This window comes from Streptosporangium sp. NPDC050148 (assembly GCF_055586505.1).
In genome coordinates this window covers 108,869-124,555 of sequence record NZ_JBVJIA010000005.1, presented here as the reverse complement: position 1 = coordinate 124,555, position 15,687 = coordinate 108,869, and the positions used below count along the sequence as shown (strand labels likewise).

Below are 15,687 nucleotides of genomic sequence, written 5' to 3'. Positions count from 1 at the left end.
GTGCTATTCCCTTCCAAAGCGGGGGGTATAGGAGACTATCGGATGGTCTGGCGCTCGCTCACCCCCGGGGAGACCGTCACGCGCTGAACCAGAGTGAACCCGAGCTGGACGAGAAGCGCCAGCAGCGCTACGAGGACCGCCCCGCCGATCGTGCTCGGGAAGTTCTTGGTGGCCAGGCCGTCGATGATGAACCGTCCCAGGCCGCCCAGGCCCACGTACGCGGCCACGGTCGCGGTCGCCACCACCTGGATCGCGGCCAGCCGCAGCCCCAGCAGGATGAGCGGCAGCGCGACCGGCACCAGTACCCGCCCGAGCACCTGCCCGCCCTTGAGCCCCATCCCGTACGCGGCGTCGCGCAGCTCGGGGTCGACCCCGCGGATGCCCTCGTAGGTGTTGACCAGGATGGGCGGGACGGCCAGCGCCACCAGCGGGATCAGCACCGGCAGGATCGTCCCGACGCCCATGAGCAGCACGATGAGGACCAGCAGGCCGAGCGTGGGCAGGGCGCGGGCCGCGTTGGCGGCGAAGACCACCAGCACGGCGCCCCTGCCGGTGTGGCCGATCAGCAGTCCCAGCGGGAGCGCGATCAGCGTGGCCAGCAGCAGCGAGAGCCCGGCGAACTCCAGGTGCTCCAGCAGCCGGGCCGGGATCCCGTCGGGCCCCGACCAGGTGGCCGGGTCGCCGAAGAATTCGAGCAGCCAGTTCACGCGGACCTCCTTGCCCGCGACCACGGGGTGAGCAGGCGCTGCGCCAGGATCAGCAGCAGGTCCGCGATCCCGGCGAGCACGACGACCAGCACGATGCCGACGACGATCGGGGTGTAGAACTGCCGCTGCCAGCCGTCGATGAACAGGTAGCCGAGCCCGCCCCTGCCGACCAGCGCGCCGACGCTGACCAGGCTGACGCCGGCGACCGTGGCCACCCGCAGCCCGGCCAGCACGACCGGCACCGCGATCGGCAGCTCCACCTGCAGCAGCCTGCGCAGCGGGGTGAAGCCCATGGCCACCGCGGACTGGCGCACGTGGTCGGGGACCGAGCCCAGGCCGTCCACGACCGCGGGGATCAGCACCGCCATGGCGTAGAAGGTGAGCGGGACCATGACGGTCAGCCGGGTCGCCAGGCCGGTCAGCGGGATGAGCACGATGAAGACCGCCAGCGAGGGCAGCGAGTAGATCACGTTCATCAGGCCGACGGTCGGCTGGTAGAGCCACCGCCAGCGGACCCCGGCCAGCCCGAGCGGGAGCGCGATGAGCAGCCCGACGAGGACCGGCACCAACGCCATCACGACGTGGTCGGCGAGGAGCTCCTGGATCGTGGGCCAGTTGCGCCCGATCCAGTCCCAGCGGACCAGCGGCTCCTCATCCATCGACGCCTCCCCGACCACCGGAGCCCTTGGCGGGCGAGCCCGCGCCCGCCGCGACCTCGGTCAGCGCCTCGTCCAGTGACCGGCGGGTGGCGACGCCCACCGCCCTGCCCGAGCCGTCCACCGCGACCGCGTTGCCCGAGGGGGACAGCAGCGTCGCGTCCAGCGCGCCGCGCAGCGAGTCCCGCCCGCTGACGTACGTCCCGTACGGCGCGAGCTCCAGGTCGGCGAGGGTGCCGGACGCGGGCAGGTCCCCGGTCGCGACCCAGCCCAGCGGCCGTTCCCTCTCGTCCACCACGGCCAGCCACTCCTCGCCGGAGGCGCGGGCCGAGGCGACGTCGGTGGAGGCCGGGACCAGCAGGTCGGTGCGCAGCCCCACCCCCTCGTCGGAGATGAAGGAGAGCCGCCGGATGCCCCGGTCCCGGCCGAGGAACTCGCGGACGAAGTCGTCGGCGGGCCTGGCCAGCAGGGTCGCGGGGTCGTCGAGCTGGGCCAGCCGCCCGCCGACGCGGAGCACGGCCACCCGGTCGCCGAGCTTCATGGCCTCGTCGATGTCGTGCGTGACGAACACGATGGTCTTGTTCAGCTCCGCCTGGAGCCGGAGCAGCTCGTCCTGAAGGCTGGTGCGCACGATCGGGTCGACCGCGCTGAACGGCTCGTCCATCAGCAGCACGGGCGGGTCGGCGGCGAGCGCGCGGGCCACGCCGACGCGCTGCTGCTGCCCGCCGGAGAGCTGGAAGGGGTAGCGTCCCGCCATCTTGGGGTCGAGCCCGACCCTCTCCAGCAGCTCCATCGCCCGGGCGCGGGCCTTCTTCCTGTCCCAGCCGAGCAGCAGGGGCACCGTCGCCACGTTGTCCACGATCTTGCGGTGCGGGAAGAGCCCGGCCTGCTGGATGACGTAGCCGATACCGCGCCGCAGCGTGGGCGGGTCGATCGTCGTGACGTCCACGCCGTCCAGCAGGATCCGCCCGCCGCTCGGGTCGATCATTCTGTTGATCATTCGGAGGGACGTGGTCTTGCCGCACCCCGAGGGTCCGACGAAGACGGTCATCTCTCCGGTGGGCACCTCAAGGTTCAGATCGTCCACGGCGACGGTCCCGTCGGCGTAGCGCTTGGTGACACCATTGAATGTGATCATGCGCAACCTCTTTTTTCGACAGGATTGCGGTTCCCCTGTCACAACCGTCCCCATGATCCCGCCCGGGTCAGCCTATGCCCGACTTAACCGGCCTGTCTTCCCTGCTTTGCCGAGCTAGATCGTCATGTGTATTTCTCGGCAAAAGGGCATTCAGTAGTGCGTGAGGTGGCCAGGAGTTGACATGATGACCCACATCGCTGAAGTTGATCCCACCGGCACCGTACGTCGCAGGCTTCACAGACGTCCCCCGCTCTCCCCCCCGCTCGCCGAAACACCAGAGGATCCGGTCCCGTGACCCAACCGCTCCTCGGTCAACGCTCGCGCACCGAACTGATCGCCGAGCTGTACGACCGTCACGCAGCAGGGCTGTTCGCCTACGCCCACGACCAGCTGGGCGACGCGGGCTCGGCCTCCGACGTCCTGGTGGCCGTCCTCTCCAACGTCTCGGACACCGAGCCGCCGCGCGCGGCGCTGTACGCGCTCGCCCGCCGTGAGATCTACCAGCGTGACATCGTCTACTCGCCGCCGGTCACCGGCCTCGACCCGGTCGCGACCCTGGTCCAGCGCGTCCTCGCCGACCTGCGCACCCACCAGCGCGAGGTGCTGTACCTGTCGGGTGTGTGCGAGATGGACGCCGCCGAGCTCTCCTGGGTGCTGGACGTGGCGGCCGACACCGCCGACGAGCTGACCGTGAGCGCCTGCCGCCGCCTGTCGCAGTCGCTGAGCCTCGCCCTGGCCTCGGCCCGGATCCCCGGGCACCTGGCCGAGGTGTTCGGCGCCCTCGCCGTCGCGCCGGTCCGCGACGTGCTCAACCTCGCCCCCTGGGCCACCCCGCCGGCGCGGCTGCGCTCCGCCGTGCTGGGGCCCCGGGCCTCGATCGCCCCGGCGATCAGGCGGCCGATGGCCCCGCTGGTCAGGCAGCTGTGGCCGACGACGCCCCAGTGGCCCCTGCCGTCGGTGGAGAACGGCACCGCGCCCGAAGCGTCGTTCGGCCCGCTCTCCGGTGCGCCGGCCCTCCCTGCGCCCGAGGCGCCCGAGGACCGTTTCCCCGATCCCTTCGCACCGCCGGACCCGGACGTCCTGTCCGCGCACGAGGCCAGCACGGAGCCGATGCCCAAGCTGGGCGACTCGGTGCTCACCGCCCTGGACGCGGCGGCCCTGCGCCCCCGCCGCAGGCTCCAGCGTCCCCGGCCGCGCAGGGCGGCCCCGATGCCCGCCCCGATCCCCGGCGACGTGCTGGACGACGCCCCCGGGCGGCAGGACGGACAGGAGGACCTGTTCCGCCCGCCCACCCCACAGGCGCGGGCGGCCCGCGCCTACACCGACAGGCTGGTCGCCGCCGCTCCCCGGGACGGGGAACGCCCTCCGGGGGAGCACGTCACCGAGTCCCCCTTCCCGGCCCTCGGAGACCGGACGGGTTCCGGGCAGGCAGGCACCCTCGGCGGCTCCGGGCGGGCACGCCCCCTTGTCCCCTTCGAACCGGCAGGCGCCTCCGGGGACGTGCTCGACGACCTACCGGCCGCGCACCCGCTCCCCGGCTGGCCGCTGCAGACCGACCAGCTCGACGCCCTCGCCGCCGACGAGCGCGAGCGCCACGCGCGGCCGTCGTCCCCGGTGGCCCCGTCGGTCTCGGTGGCCTCGGTGACTCCGGTGCCGCCCGCGCCCACCGCCCCGATCACCCCGGCCGTCCCGGCCGTCCTCGCCGCGCCGGTCCCCCCGGCTCCCCTGCCCTCCCCGGCCTCCCAGTTCGCACCCCCTGTCGTTCCCTCGCCCGACGGCCCCCCTGCCTCCGGGACGTCCGATCCCGTACGGCCGCACGCCGTCGACTGGTTCGCGGACACCTCCTCCGGAACTGTGACCGGCGAGATGCCGACCGCCCTCCCGCTCTGGACGCCCCGGCCGGACCACCTGAGCGCCCCGGCGAACCAGGCGCGGTTCCGCCTGCCCAGCTGGGTCGTGTGTGAGGACCATCTCCCCGAGGACCTGCCCTCCGGGGCCCCGCTCCGGCCCGTCCCGCAGAACCCCACGCCGACGCCGTACGAGACGCGGCACGACGGATGGACGACCGCCCCGGTGGACGTGCCCGCGGCGGCGCTCCCGGCGCTCCCGGCGCCCCCGGCGGCCCCTGCGCCCTCCGCACCCCCGGTGCCCCCGCCCGGTCCGGCCCTGCCCCCGGAGTTCCCGTGGAACGGCCGTACCGAGGCGCCGCGACCGGAGCCCGCGGAGCAGACGACGACACGGACGGAACAGCCGGCCCCCTCCCCCTCCGGACGGGCCGCGTCCCACAGGCGCGGGAGCCGGGCGTCGCACGCCCGCAGGACCAAGGTGAAGACCTCCCACCACGACTGGGCGTGGGAGGTGGCCGGCTTCGTCATCGCGGTGGCGATCGCAATGATCGTCTTCTTCGCCGTGCCGATGATGACCGCTCCCTGACGTCCTCGGACCCGCACGGAGACCCGGACCTCCCGGCCTCCGCGCACGCGCGACGCCCGCCGCCCTCCGGACGGAGGACGGCGGGCGGCGGGCGGCGGACCGAGAACAGCGGACCGAGAACAGCGGAACGGGCCACGGTGGAGCCGCGACGGGTTCCGGCGGGACCGCCGCGGGGTCACGGACGGACGACGGCTCAGGCGGGCTGTTCCTCGGACACCGGCGCCTCGACGGCGGAGGTCCGGAGCGTGATCGCGGCGACCAGCGTCAGCACGGCGAAGACGGCCGCGCCTACCGCGCCGACGACGTTGAGCCCGCTGGTGAACGCGTTCCGCGCCGCGTCGAGCAGCCCGGGGACCTCACCGGCGACCGACACCGCCCCGGTGAGGCTCGACGTCGCCGTGCGCGCCACCTCGCCGGGGATCCCCGCGGGCAGGTCACCGGCGAGGACCGACCGGTACACCACGGTCCCGAGGCTGCCGAGCGTCGCGATGCCCATGGCGACGCCGAACTCCCCGCTGGTCTCGGAGACCGACGCGGCCGAACCGGCCTTCTCCGGCGGCGCGGCGGCGAGCATCAGGTTCATGGTGAGCGCCATCGGGAACGAGATCCCGGCGGAGGCCAGCACCAGCCCGGCGACGAGCATGCCGGAGTCGGCCACGGTGACCCGCGTGACCACCAGCAGGCCGGCGGCGGAGATCGCGAGCCCCAGCGCGACGACGGTGGACGCCGGAAGCCTGCGGGCCAGGGCCGGTGCGGCCATCGAGCCCGCGACCATGGCGACGTTCTGCGGGATCAGCCACATCCCGGTCGCCAGGGGCGACAGGCCCGTGACGTTCTGCAGGTACAGCGAGGACAGCAGGGACAGACCCGCCATGACGACCCCGCCGAGGAGCATGATCCCCAGGGCCGTGCTGAACGTGCGGTCGGCGAAGAGGCGCAGGTCGAGCAGGGGCTCGGCCAGTGCCCGCTGCCGGCGGACGAAGACGACGCCGATCGCGAGGCCGACGGCGATCTCCGCGAGCGCGACGGGCTGCCAGCCGTCGCGGGCGAGGGTCTTGAGGCCGTGGATGACCGGCAGGATGGCGGCGAGCGACAGGACGACGCTGAGAAGGTCGAGCGGGTGTTCGGGCCGCTCGGCCTTGAACTCGGGCAGCAGGAACGGGCCGACGATCAGCAGCAGCACCATGACGGGCACGCCCAGCAGGAACGCCGACCCCCACCAGAAGTGCTGGAGCAGTACGCCGCCGACGAGCGGGCCGAGCGTCATCCCGCCCATGAAGCAGCTGAACCAGACCCCGATGGCCAGGCCCATCTGCTTGGGGTCGGGGAACATGTTGCGGATCAGCGCCATCGTCGAGGGCATCAGCGTCGCACCGGCGACGCCGAGCAGTGCCCGTGCCGCGATCAGCATGCCTGGGCTGGTGGCGTAGGCCGCCACCACCGAGGCCACCCCGAACGCGGCGGCACCGATCAGCAGCAGCCGGCGCCGGCCGATCCGGTCGCCGAGCGCCCCCATGGTGACCAGGAACCCAGCGATCATGAACGAGTAGATGTCGAGGATCCACAGCTGCTCGGTGGCGTCGGCGCGCAGGTCGCCGCCGAGCTGCGGCAGGGCCAGGTAGAGCACGCTGATGTCGAGCGAGAGCAGCAGGGTCGGCAGGGCGAGGACGGCGAGGCCGATCCACGGGCGGCTCATCGGGACGCTCCGATCCGGTGGGCCGGCTCGCACGTGGCGGCGCCGGTGCGGGGAATCGCAGGGTGGGCGGTGCTCATGGTGAGGTCCTCGTACTCGGAAGCGGTCTTCGTGTTCGGGTGGTTCAGGCCGGGACGGACGCGAGCCAGGCGCCCCAGGTCCGCTCGGCCTCGGCCGGGTCGACGTCGGTGAAGACGTGGTGGCCGGTCATGATCAGGCCGCCGCCGTCGACGAACCGCAGCAGCGCGTCGTCGGTGCGCACGCCCAGGAAGGTGGGGGCGAGCACCGTGTCGACCACGCCGTCGACGGTCCGGCCCGCGACCGTGAAGTGCACCTTGTCGCCCTCCTCGACCTGCTCGGCCAGACCCACGGCGCGGGTGAGGCCGGTCCAGGCCGTGCCCGGGCCGGGCCGCTGCGGGCCGAACGCGGTGACCGGCACGGCGGTGCGACCGGGGAAGTGCTCCAGGTACTGCGCGAGGGTCCGCAGGTAGAGCGGGTTGCCCTTGCGGAGCGCGTCGTACTCCGCCTCCCAGTCGCCGGTCAGCACGCCGCTGTGCACGAACCGCAGTGTGGTGGTGCCGCCGTCGCGGCCCTCGACGAGGTACTCGAACGCCATGAACGCGCCGTCCTCGCCGGGGTCGGAGCGGTAGGCGAACCGGTGCGGAGGCTCCCAGGCGGTGACCGTGGACTCGCCGGTGAAGCCGGGCATCGACATGGACGCCCTGCCGCCCTCGCGGGGTTCGATCTCGTTCCTGCCCATGAACCACGAGTCGACGCCGGGACCGGTCGCGATCGCCTCCCACACCTGTCCCGGGGTGGCCTTGAGCTCGACGTCATGGGTGAGGCGGAATTCGTGTGACATCTCAGGACTCCTTGGTGTCGTCGCCGCCCGCGTGATCGCGAGGCGGTGGCCGAGCACGGGCTCGGGTGACGGCGGTGACGGCCCGGCCAGCCGGCGGTGACGGCCCGACCGTCCGGTGGTGACCGGGTGCCGGGGGTGTTCGCCGTGGTGGCGGCTCACCGGGGCGGGCGACCGGACCCGGACCGGCCGGGTTCCGTCCCGGCGGCACCGGCCTTGTCGATCACCCCGGCTCCGGCCATGCCACGACGATAGTGACCGACCATTTAAAAAGTCAATACAAGAAAAATTGTCGGTGAGGGACGAGCGCGTCGCCCGCTCGCCCCGTACGGCCGGACGCGGCACGCCGGGCCGGCCGGCGGAAGAGGACGCCCCGGCCGGTACGAGAAGACCGGACCGGCCGGGGCGTGAGCCCGTCGGGAGCGGTGACACGAAAGGAGCGGCCGGGGCGTGAGCCCGTCGGGGCCGGCGACACAGAGGAAGCGGCCGTGAACCCACCCGGCCGAACCGTGGCAGGCGCGGAACGCACCCGGGGACGGAGCCTGTGCCCGACGGTCCGCAGGGGGTTGTGACAACGATCTGTCAAGGCTAGGATCACGGTAACTCTTAGGAAACTTTCTTAAGAGAAAGTTAAGCGGGGACCTCCACGACCCGCTGCACGATCCACCCGATCCGACCTGGAGCTGCGCGAACCCCGGCGACGCGAACCGTCGTCGCGGGATGGTCCGACCGTCCGGACGCACCACGCCCACCGGTTTCCCCCACTGGGAGCGCTCATGCGACGCACCCCCGCACCGCCCGTCCTGACCGGGCCGGCAAGCCTTCCGTGCGGTCCGCTCTCGCCCTCGGCCATACGCCGCCCCGACCCGGTGGGACGCCCACCCGGAGCGGGACGGCGCAGCGGTGGGACGAGCGTGGCGCGACGGCTCCCGTACGGACCGACCCCCCTCGCCGACCCTCCGCGGCCCCTGCCGCACGAAGGAGTGATCAAGTGTTGAGACAGCGCATCATGGCCACCCTCGCCGCCCTGGCGGTCACGGGCGGACTGTCGGTCGCCCTGCCGATGTCCTCGGCCGCCGGAAGCACCGCCGGGAGCGCCGCCGGGAGCACTGCAGAGAGCTCCGTCGGGAACTCCGCCCGGAGTGCCGCCGCGGCCTGTGTGGCCGCGTGGAACTCCTCGACGGTCTACACGAACGGCATGACCGCCTCCCACAACGGCCGCAACTGGTTCGCGCAGTGGTGGACCCAGAACGAGGCGCCGGGCACCAACTCCGTGTGGGCCGACAGGGGCGCCTGCGGCGGCGGCACCACCACTCCCCCGCCCACGGGCAACTGCAACCACCCCAACTGGGCGGCGGGCACCTGGTACACCGCCGGGAGCATCGTCAGGTACACCGACGGCAAGTACTACCGGGCCGAGCACGACAACCCGGGCTACGACCCGGTGATCAGCACCTGGTACTGGGAGCCGCACACCTGTGGCGGCACGACGCCCACCGACCCGCCCCCCACCTCGGGGTTCGTGGTGAGCGAGGCCCAGTTCAACCAGATGTTCCCGAACCGGAACCCCTTCTACACCTACAGCGGCCTGACCGCGGCGCTGAGCGCCTACCCGGGCTTCGCCAAGACCGGCAGTGAGACCGTCCGGCGTCAGGAGGCCGCGGCGTTCCTGGCCAACGCCAACCACGAGACCGGCGGCCTGGTCCACGTCGTGGAGCAGAACACCGCGAACTACCCGCACTACTGCGACACGAGCCAGCCGTACGGCTGCCCGGCCGGTCAGGCGGCCTACTACGGGCGCGGCCCGATCCAGCTGAGCTGGAACTTCAACTACAAGGCCGCGGGCGACGCGCTCGGCATCAACCTGCTCGCCAACCCGTACCTGGTGCAGAACGACGCGTCGGTGGCCTGGAAGACCGCCCTGTGGTACTGGAACACCCAGAACGGCCCCGGCACGATGACCCCGCACAACGCGATGGTCAACGGCCACGGCTTCGGCCAGACGATCCGCAGCATCAACGGCAGCCTGGAGTGCGACGGCCGCAACCCCGCGCAGGTGCAGAGCCGGATCAACTCCTACCAGCGCTTCACCCAGATCCTCGGCGTCGCCCCCGGTGGCAACCTGAGCTGCTGAACCACCGCCGTGCGCCCGGCCTCCGGGCGCACGGCCCCTCCCCCGCGGGCTCCGGCGGCCGCGTGCCCCCTGCCGGGCACGCGGCCGTCCGGGTATCGGGGACGTCCGGGTACTCGGGGACGTTCGCGGCGCTCACTCCGAGGACAGCACCAGCCCGCTGGTCGGCACGCCCGTCCCCGCGGTGACCAGCACGTTCCTCACGGAGGGGACCTGGTTGGCCGAGGTGCCGCGGATCTGCCGGACCGCCTCGGCGATCCCGTTCATGCCGTGGATGTACGCCTCGCCGAGCTGGCCGCCGTGCGGGTTGACCGGCAGGCGCCCGTCGATCTCGATGCCGCCGTCGGCGATGTAGTCGCGCGCCTCACCGCGCCCGCAGAAGCCCAGCTCCTCCAGCTGGGTGAGGACGAACGGGGTGAAGTGGTCGTACAGGATGGCCGTCTGCATGTCGGCCGGTCCGAGCCCGGACTGCTCCCAGAGTCGGCGGGCGACCACCCCCATCTCCGGCAGGCCGGTCATGTCGTCGCGGTAGTAGCTGGTCATCATCATCTGACCGGCGCCCGCGCCCTGGGCCGCCGCGGCGATCAGGGCCGGTGACCTGCGCAGGTCCCTGGCCCGCTCGGCGGAGGTGACCACCAGGGCCACCGCGCCGTCGCTCTCCTGGCAGCAGTCGAGCAGGTGCAGGGGCTCGGCGATCCACCTCGACGCCTGGTGCTCCTGGAGCGTGATCGGCCGCCCGTGGAACCACGCGGCCGGGTTGGTGGCGGCGTGCCTGCGCATGGCGACCGCCACCCGGCCGAAGTCCTCGGAGGTGGCGCCGTAGACGTGCATGTACCGCCGGGCGAACATCGCCACCCAGGCCGCCGGGGTCATCAGCCCGTACGGCACGTGCCAGCTCATCTCCAGGCCCTGGGAGGAGGGCTCGCCGCCGATCCGGGCGTCGGGCCTGCCGAACCGCTGGCCGGAGCGCTCGTTGAACGCCCGGTAGCAGACCACGGTCTCGGCGACCCCGGTGGCCACGGCCATCGCCGCGTGCAGCACGGTGCCGCAGGCCGCGCCGCCCCCGTAGTGCACGCGGGAGAAGAACGACAGGTCGCCGACGCCCACCTCGCGGGCCACGGCGATCTCCTGGTTGGCGTCCTGGGTGTAGGTGACCATGCCGTCCACGTCCGCGGGCGCCAGGCCCGCGTCGTCGAGCGCCGCGAACACCGCCTCGGCGGCGAGCCGCAGCTCGGACCGGCCTGACTGCTTGGAGAACTCGGTCGCGCCGATCCCGGCGACGGCCGCGCGCCCCGACAAGGAGACCACGGTGATGGGGCCTTTCCGCGTGGATGAGAAGGGCTCGGTGGATCGGAAGAGCTCAGAGAAGGCTCAGGGGGGTGGGAAGGGCTGGGCGGACGAGAGGGCTCGGGGAGCGGGAGCGGCTCAGTGGGTGGGGAGGGCGAACCTGACGGTGCCCGAGGCGTGGTCGCCGAGGCTGACCCTGCCGCGGACCTCGGCCGTGAACTCGCCCTCCTCGCGGGTGAGCACCGTGCCGGTGAAGACCAGCCGGTCGCCCGCGTACGCCGGGACGCCGAGCTTCACGTTGATGCCGCGGATCAGCGCCTCGGGCCCGGCCCAGTCGGTGACGTAGCGCTCGACCAGGCCCATGGTGGTCAGGATGTTGAGGAAGACGTCCTTCGACCCCTGCGCCCTGGCCCGGTGCACGTCGTGGTGGACGGGGGTGAAGTCCATGGTCGCCAGCGCGGTCGAGACGACCACGGTGGGACTCAGCTCGATCGCGAGTTCCGGAAGGAGGGTTCCGGTCCGCACCTCGTCGCGGGTGAGTGTCCGCATCACGCCTCCCGGGGGGCCCACATGGGCAGGATCAGCTCGTCGTCCATCCGGCGGTACGTCACCCGCACCGGCATACCGATACCCACCCGCGAAGGAGCGCAGTCCACCACGTTGCCCACGATCCGTACCCCTTCCGGCAGTTCCACCACGGCCACCACGAAAGGCGTCTCCCGTCCCGGAACGGGGGGGTGGTGGTGGACGACGTGGCTGTAGACCTCGCCCTCGCCGCTCGCCTCAACGTACGTGCGGGCGGTCGAGCGGCACGAGGGACAGACCGGGCCCGGCGGGTGGCGCAACGTCCCGCAGTCGGCGCACCGCTGGATCCGCAGCTCGCCCGCGGCGACGCCCTCCCAGAAGAACGCGGTGTCGTCGTTGACCGCGGGCCTGAGCGGGTACGGCTCGCGCGACGGCGCCCCGTCGGACGGCGGGTCCGCGGGGCTCGTCGCGGGCCGGAACTTGAGCACCCGGAACATCATCTCGGCCACGGCCTCGCCTCCGGCGTACCAGACGACGTTCCAGGTCACGAAATAGCCCTCGCCGAGCGCGGTCCGCTTCGGGCCGATGATGCCGGTGAACCGGGTGGCCGGGACGGGGGACTCACCGAGCCGCAGGTAGCGGTGGTAGGTCTGCTCGCAGTTGGTGGCGACCACGCCGGTGTGGCCCTCGTCGTCCAGCATCGCCAGTACGGGGTCCACCGGTGTGCCGGCCCGTCCGGCGTCGGGGTCCAGGCCGGGCATGGTCCAGACCTGGATCATCGCCGGGGGTGCCACGATCTCCCCGTGCACCCCGGCGGCCGCCGCCTCGGCGTCGGTGTAGAGCGGGTTGGCGTCGCCCAGCGCCGCGGCCCAGTGGCGGATCATCGGCAGGTTCACCGGGTCGGCCAGCGCGACGCCGGGCACCTCGCCCAGGGCGGCCTGGCGCGCGGCCAGGGCGGTGAGGCGCTCGTGCAGGGTGCCGGGATCGTTCGCGGGGCCGTTCGCGGGGCCGGTGGCGGGGACGGGGCCGGTCGGGCCGGTCGCACCGGTCGGGCCGGTCGTCGCGGTCATCGGGGCGGCCTCGGCAGGCTCAGGCCCAGCATGGCGATGAGTTCCCGCTGCACCTCGTTGACGCCGCCGCCGAAGGTGAGCACCAGCCCGCCCTTGGCGCCCCTGTCGACGCGCTCCATCAGGTCGGCGGTCGGCGGGTCGGAGGGGTCGCCGAAGCGGGCCAGGGTCTCGCCGACGATCCGGCCGACCTCCTGCAGCCGCTCGGAGCCATAGACCTTGGTGGCCGAGGCGTCGGGGGCGCCCAGCCAGCCCAGGTCCATGTTGGCCGCGACCTGCCAGTTCAGCAGCTCGTTGGTCCGGAAGTAGGCGTGGACGCGGCCGAGGGCGCGGCGTACCGCGGGCTCGTCGATCGCGCCGGTACGGCGTGCCCAGTCCAGGAAGCGGTCGTAGGTGTGGGCGATGTTGCCCGCGGGGCCGAGCGTGACCCGCTCGTGGTTGAGCTGGTTGACGATCAGGTCCCAGCCCCTGTTCTCCTCCCCCACCACCATGTCCACGGGCACGCGGACGTCGGAGTAGTAGGTGGCGTTGGTGTGGTGGCGCCCGTCCATGGTCATGATGGGCGTCCAGGAGAAGCCGGGGTCGGAGCAGTCGGCGATCATCATGGTGATCCCGCGGTGCTTCTTCGCGTCGGGGTCGGTGCGCACGGCCAGCCAGATGTACTGGGCGTAGTGGGCGCCGGAGGTGAAGATCTTCTGGCCGTTGACGACGTAGTGGTCGCCGTCGCGGACCGCGGTGGTGCGCAGGGACGCCAGGTCGGTGCCGGCCCCGGGCTCGCTGTAGCCGATCGCGAAGTGGCACTCCCCGGCCAGGATGCGCGGCAGGAAGAAGTCCTTCTGCGCGGGCGTGCCGTACTGCATGAGGGTCGGCCCGACGGTCTGCACGGTGATGATCGGGTACGGCACCTCGGCGCGGGCGATCTCGTTGGCGAAGATCTGCTGCTCCAGCGGGCCGAGCCCGCCGCCGCCGTACTCCTTCGGCCAGCCCAGCCCGAGCCTGCCGTCGCGGCCCAGGGTGCGGCAGTGCTCCATGTACGCGTGGCCGAACGGGTCGTCGGCGATCCGTCTCCTGTCCTCGTCGGTGAGGCAGGACCGGAAGTACTCGCGCAGCTCGGCGCGGAGCTCCTTCTGCTCGGGGGTGAGGTCGATCAGCATCAGACGAGCGCTCCGATCGTGTCGAGCCGGGCTTCGACCCCGCCCAGCAGGTGGGCGTGGTGCCTGCCCCAGGCGAAGTAGCGGTGCAGCGGGTAGGTCACGTCCACGCCGATCCCGCCGTGCAGGTGCTGGCAGGTGTACAGGGCGCCCAGCGCCTGCTCGGTCGCGGTCAGCGCGCCCACCGCGAGGTCGGTCTCGGCCCCCTCGTCGTCGCCCTGCTCCAGCCGCCACGCCCCGGACCACACGGCCACGTCCAGCGCCCGCGCGGCGATGTAGACGTCGGCGATCTGCACGGTGACCGCCTGGAACTCGGCCAGCGCCCGGTCGAACTGCCGCCGGGTCCTGATGTACTCGGTGGTCAGCGCCAGGGCTCCGGCCAGCACGCCGGAGAAGACGGCGATGTTCCCGGCCGTCACCGCCCGCCGCAGGCCGCCGGCGGCCAGGCCGTCCGCGGCGCCGACCATCTCGCCGGGTACGCCCCGCAGGGTGAGCGCGGCGGCCGGCTCGCCGGTGGAGACCGGCACGGGGCGTGGTTCCACGTCGCCGGGATCGACCAGGAACACCCCGCTCCCGGTGTCGGTCCGGGCCGTGAGCAGGATCTTCGAGGCTCCGGCCGCGTGGGGCGCGGTGCCCTTGGCGCCGTCGAGCACCCATCCGGCGCCGTCCGGCCGCGCGGTGGTGACGGGCGGGGCTCCGAGGTCGCGGCCGGGCTCGGAGGGGGCGACGGCCAGCGTGATCTCGCCCTCGGCCAGCGGGGCCAGCGCCTCGCGCTGCTCGCGGGACCCGTACGAGGCGATCACCTGGGCGGCGACCAGGCTCGGCTCGGCGGGGACCGGGGCCACGCGGGCGCCGATCTCCCGCAGCAGGACCGCCGTCCCCACCGCTCCCAGCCCGGCCCCGCCGGCCTCCTCGGGCAGGCAGGCGCCGAGCAGCCCGGCGTCGGCCAGGGAACGCCACAGCGCGGCGTCGTAGGGGGCACCACTCCTGGAGTGCGCCTCCAGCCGCGCGGCCGTCACCTCCTTGCCGAGCAGGTCGGCCGCGAGGTCGCGCAGGTCGGTCCGGGTCTCGTCAAGGGTGAAGTCCACGCGCGCTCCTGGGATGCCGTCCGCCGTTCCCGCCCTTCCGAAAAGTAGAACAGATTCTATTCCGTGTCCATAGCGGGCCGTCCGCAATAACACGGACATAACCGCCGCATCACATATGCCGTGTAAGCACGGGCATCTTTGTGACCGGCGAGTAACCCGCCGGAGTATCCGGAAATCAGATAACGTGTTCTCATGCGTACCCCGCAGGTGACGACCGAGGCACCGGCCGCCGCGCGCCCGGCCGGCAGGCACGCTCCGGGCAACGTCGATCCGGCCACGACCGAAGGGGCATCCGGCGTGCAGAGCGAACCGGCGTCCACCGGCGTCCGCACCAGGAGCCAGCACCAGCGGCGCAAGCGCATCGTCCAGGCCGCCGCGGCCCTCGCCTCGCGCGGCGGCGTCGAGGCGATGCAGATGCGGACCGTCGCCGAGCGCGCCGGGGTCGCGCTCGGGACGCTCTACCGCTACTTCCCCTCCAAGATGGATCTCGTCGTCGCCGTCGTGGGCGAGGAGATCGACCTCCTGGAGAGCAGCATCGAGCGCCGCCCGCCCAGCGCCGTCGCGGCCTCGGGGCGCGCCGTCGACATCCTGATGCGCGCCACCCGCGGCCTGATGCGCGAGCCCGAGCTCGCCGACGCGCTCATCCGCTCGCTGATCATGGCCGAGGTCGAGACGCCGTTCGGCGACCGCATGACGGGGCTGCTGCTCCGGGTCGCCGGGGACGACCTCACCGTGGAGACCGCCACCGAGGAGCAGTTCGCGCTCGCCGGCTCGCTCTCCAGCGTCTGGGTGCACGAGCTGCTGGAGATGCTCAGGGGACGGCGCACCTACGAGCAGATCCAGCGGCGCATCGAGATCGCCGCCGACCGGCTGCTCGCCGATTTCCGGCCCGCTCCTTCCGCCTGAAATTAGAACGCGTTACAGTCGCAGTCGAAGGCGACTAGAGCGACGT

Annotated in this window: 13 protein-coding genes; 3 read left to right on the top strand and 10 right to left on the bottom strand. The window is 72.7% G+C overall.

From position 1 onward, the window contains the following. Positions 1 to 35: 35 nt before the first annotated feature. From ACZ6RT_RS06995 to ACZ6RT_RS06985, 3 genes are read right to left on the bottom strand one after another with little or no spacing between them, the layout of a single operon-like run. Entirely contained in the window at positions 36 to 707 is a 672-nt protein-coding gene (locus ACZ6RT_RS06995) for an ABC transporter permease (protein ID WP_399186568.1), read from the bottom strand. Beyond that, positions 704 to 1,366, bottom strand: a complete 663-nt coding sequence (locus tag ACZ6RT_RS06990) for an ABC transporter permease (protein WP_399186569.1) — start codon at positions 1,364 to 1,366, stop codon at positions 704 to 706. Before ACZ6RT_RS06990 ends, ACZ6RT_RS06995 begins: the two co-directional genes overlap by 4 nt. After that, a complete protein-coding gene (locus ACZ6RT_RS06985; protein WP_470152515.1) occupies positions 1,359 to 2,501 on the bottom strand; it encodes an ABC transporter ATP-binding protein in 1,143 nt (380 codons plus the stop codon). Before ACZ6RT_RS06985 ends, ACZ6RT_RS06990 begins: the two co-directional genes overlap by 8 nt. 291 nt (positions 2,502 to 2,792) lie before the next feature. Here ACZ6RT_RS06985 and ACZ6RT_RS06980 point away from each other — a divergent pair, with 291 nt between their 5' ends. Next, the gene (locus ACZ6RT_RS06980) at positions 2,793 to 4,934 is read left to right on the top strand and encodes a hypothetical protein (protein ID WP_470152514.1); all 2,142 of its coding nucleotides are present in this window, start codon (positions 2,793 to 2,795) and stop codon (positions 4,932 to 4,934) included. 193 nt (positions 4,935 to 5,127) lie between these two features. Here ACZ6RT_RS06980 and ACZ6RT_RS06975 read toward each other — a convergent pair whose 3' ends face one another. Together ACZ6RT_RS06975 and ACZ6RT_RS06970 are read right to left on the bottom strand one after the other, a co-directional pair. After that, the gene (locus ACZ6RT_RS06975; RefSeq protein ID WP_470152513.1) at positions 5,128 to 6,630 is read right to left on the bottom strand and encodes an MFS transporter; all 1,503 of its coding nucleotides are present in this window, start codon (positions 6,628 to 6,630) and stop codon (positions 5,128 to 5,130) included. Positions 6,631 to 6,751: 121 nt separating this feature from the next. Next, entirely contained in the window at positions 6,752 to 7,489 is a 738-nt protein-coding gene (locus ACZ6RT_RS06970) for an SRPBCC family protein (protein WP_470152512.1), read from the bottom strand. A gap of 988 nt (positions 7,490 to 8,477) precedes the next feature. Here ACZ6RT_RS06970 and ACZ6RT_RS06965 point away from each other — a divergent pair. Continuing rightward, positions 8,478 to 9,620 (top strand): glycoside hydrolase family 19 protein, encoded by a 1,143-nt coding sequence (locus ACZ6RT_RS06965; RefSeq protein WP_470152511.1) that lies wholly within the window; start codon positions 8,478 to 8,480, stop codon positions 9,618 to 9,620. A 132-nt stretch (positions 9,621 to 9,752) separates the two neighbouring features. Here ACZ6RT_RS06965 and ACZ6RT_RS06960 read toward each other — a convergent pair whose 3' ends face one another. The 5 genes from ACZ6RT_RS06960 to ACZ6RT_RS06940 form a co-directional block, all read right to left on the bottom strand. Beyond that, a complete protein-coding gene (locus tag ACZ6RT_RS06960) occupies positions 9,753 to 10,925 on the bottom strand; it encodes a lipid-transfer protein (RefSeq protein ID WP_470152510.1) in 1,173 nt (390 codons plus the stop codon). Positions 10,926 to 11,042: 117 nt separating this feature from the next. Next, entirely contained in the window at positions 11,043 to 11,453 is a 411-nt protein-coding gene (locus ACZ6RT_RS06955; RefSeq protein WP_399186576.1) for a MaoC/PaaZ C-terminal domain-containing protein, read from the bottom strand. After that, positions 11,453 to 12,499: a bifunctional MaoC family dehydratase N-terminal/OB-fold nucleic acid binding domain-containing protein gene (locus ACZ6RT_RS06950; protein WP_470152509.1), complete on the bottom strand. Its 1,047-nt coding sequence runs from the start codon at positions 12,497 to 12,499 to the stop codon at positions 11,453 to 11,455. Before ACZ6RT_RS06950 ends, ACZ6RT_RS06955 begins: the two co-directional genes overlap by 1 nt. Continuing rightward, positions 12,496 to 13,650, bottom strand: coding sequence for an acyl-CoA dehydrogenase family protein (locus ACZ6RT_RS06945; RefSeq protein WP_470152508.1), 1,155 nt, complete (start codon positions 13,648 to 13,650; stop codon positions 12,496 to 12,498). Before ACZ6RT_RS06945 ends, ACZ6RT_RS06950 begins: the two co-directional genes overlap by 4 nt. Continuing rightward, a complete protein-coding gene (locus ACZ6RT_RS06940; protein ID WP_470152507.1) occupies positions 13,650 to 14,735 on the bottom strand; it encodes an acyl-CoA dehydrogenase family protein in 1,086 nt (361 codons plus the stop codon). Before ACZ6RT_RS06940 ends, ACZ6RT_RS06945 begins: the two co-directional genes overlap by 1 nt. Positions 14,736 to 14,927: 192 nt before the next feature. On the opposite strand from ACZ6RT_RS06940, the gene ACZ6RT_RS06935 reads away from it, so the two are divergent. After that, complete coding sequence (locus ACZ6RT_RS06935) at positions 14,928 to 15,641, top strand: TetR family transcriptional regulator (protein WP_399186580.1); 714 nt, start codon at positions 14,928 to 14,930, stop codon at positions 15,639 to 15,641. Positions 15,642 to 15,687: the final 46 nt, after the last annotated feature.

Excerpts from the sequence above, each read along its gene's own strand:
- ACZ6RT_RS06990 (WP_399186569.1), bottom strand. The coding sequence starts at position 1,366 with ATGGATGAGGAGCCGCTGGTCCGCTGGGACTGGATCGGGCGCAACTGG.
- ACZ6RT_RS06985 (WP_470152515.1), bottom strand. The coding sequence starts at position 2,501 with ATGATCACATTCAATGGTGTCACCAAGCGCTACGCCGACGGGACCGTC.
- ACZ6RT_RS06975 (WP_470152513.1), bottom strand. The coding sequence starts at position 6,630 with ATGAGCCGCCCGTGGATCGGCCTCGCCGTCCTCGCCCTGCCGACCCTG.
- ACZ6RT_RS06970 (WP_470152512.1), bottom strand. The coding sequence starts at position 7,489 with ATGTCACACGAATTCCGCCTCACCCATGACGTCGAGCTCAAGGCCACC.
- ACZ6RT_RS06955 (WP_399186576.1), bottom strand. The coding sequence starts at position 11,453 with ATGCGGACACTCACCCGCGACGAGGTGCGGACCGGAACCCTCCTTCCG.
- ACZ6RT_RS06950 (WP_470152509.1), bottom strand. The coding sequence starts at position 12,499 with ATGACCGCGACGACCGGCCCGACCGGTGCGACCGGCCCGACCGGCCCC.
- ACZ6RT_RS06945 (WP_470152508.1), bottom strand. The coding sequence starts at position 13,650 with ATGCTGATCGACCTCACCCCCGAGCAGAAGGAGCTCCGCGCCGAGCTG.
- ACZ6RT_RS06935 (WP_399186580.1), top strand. The coding sequence starts at position 14,928 with ATGCGTACCCCGCAGGTGACGACCGAGGCACCGGCCGCCGCGCGCCCG.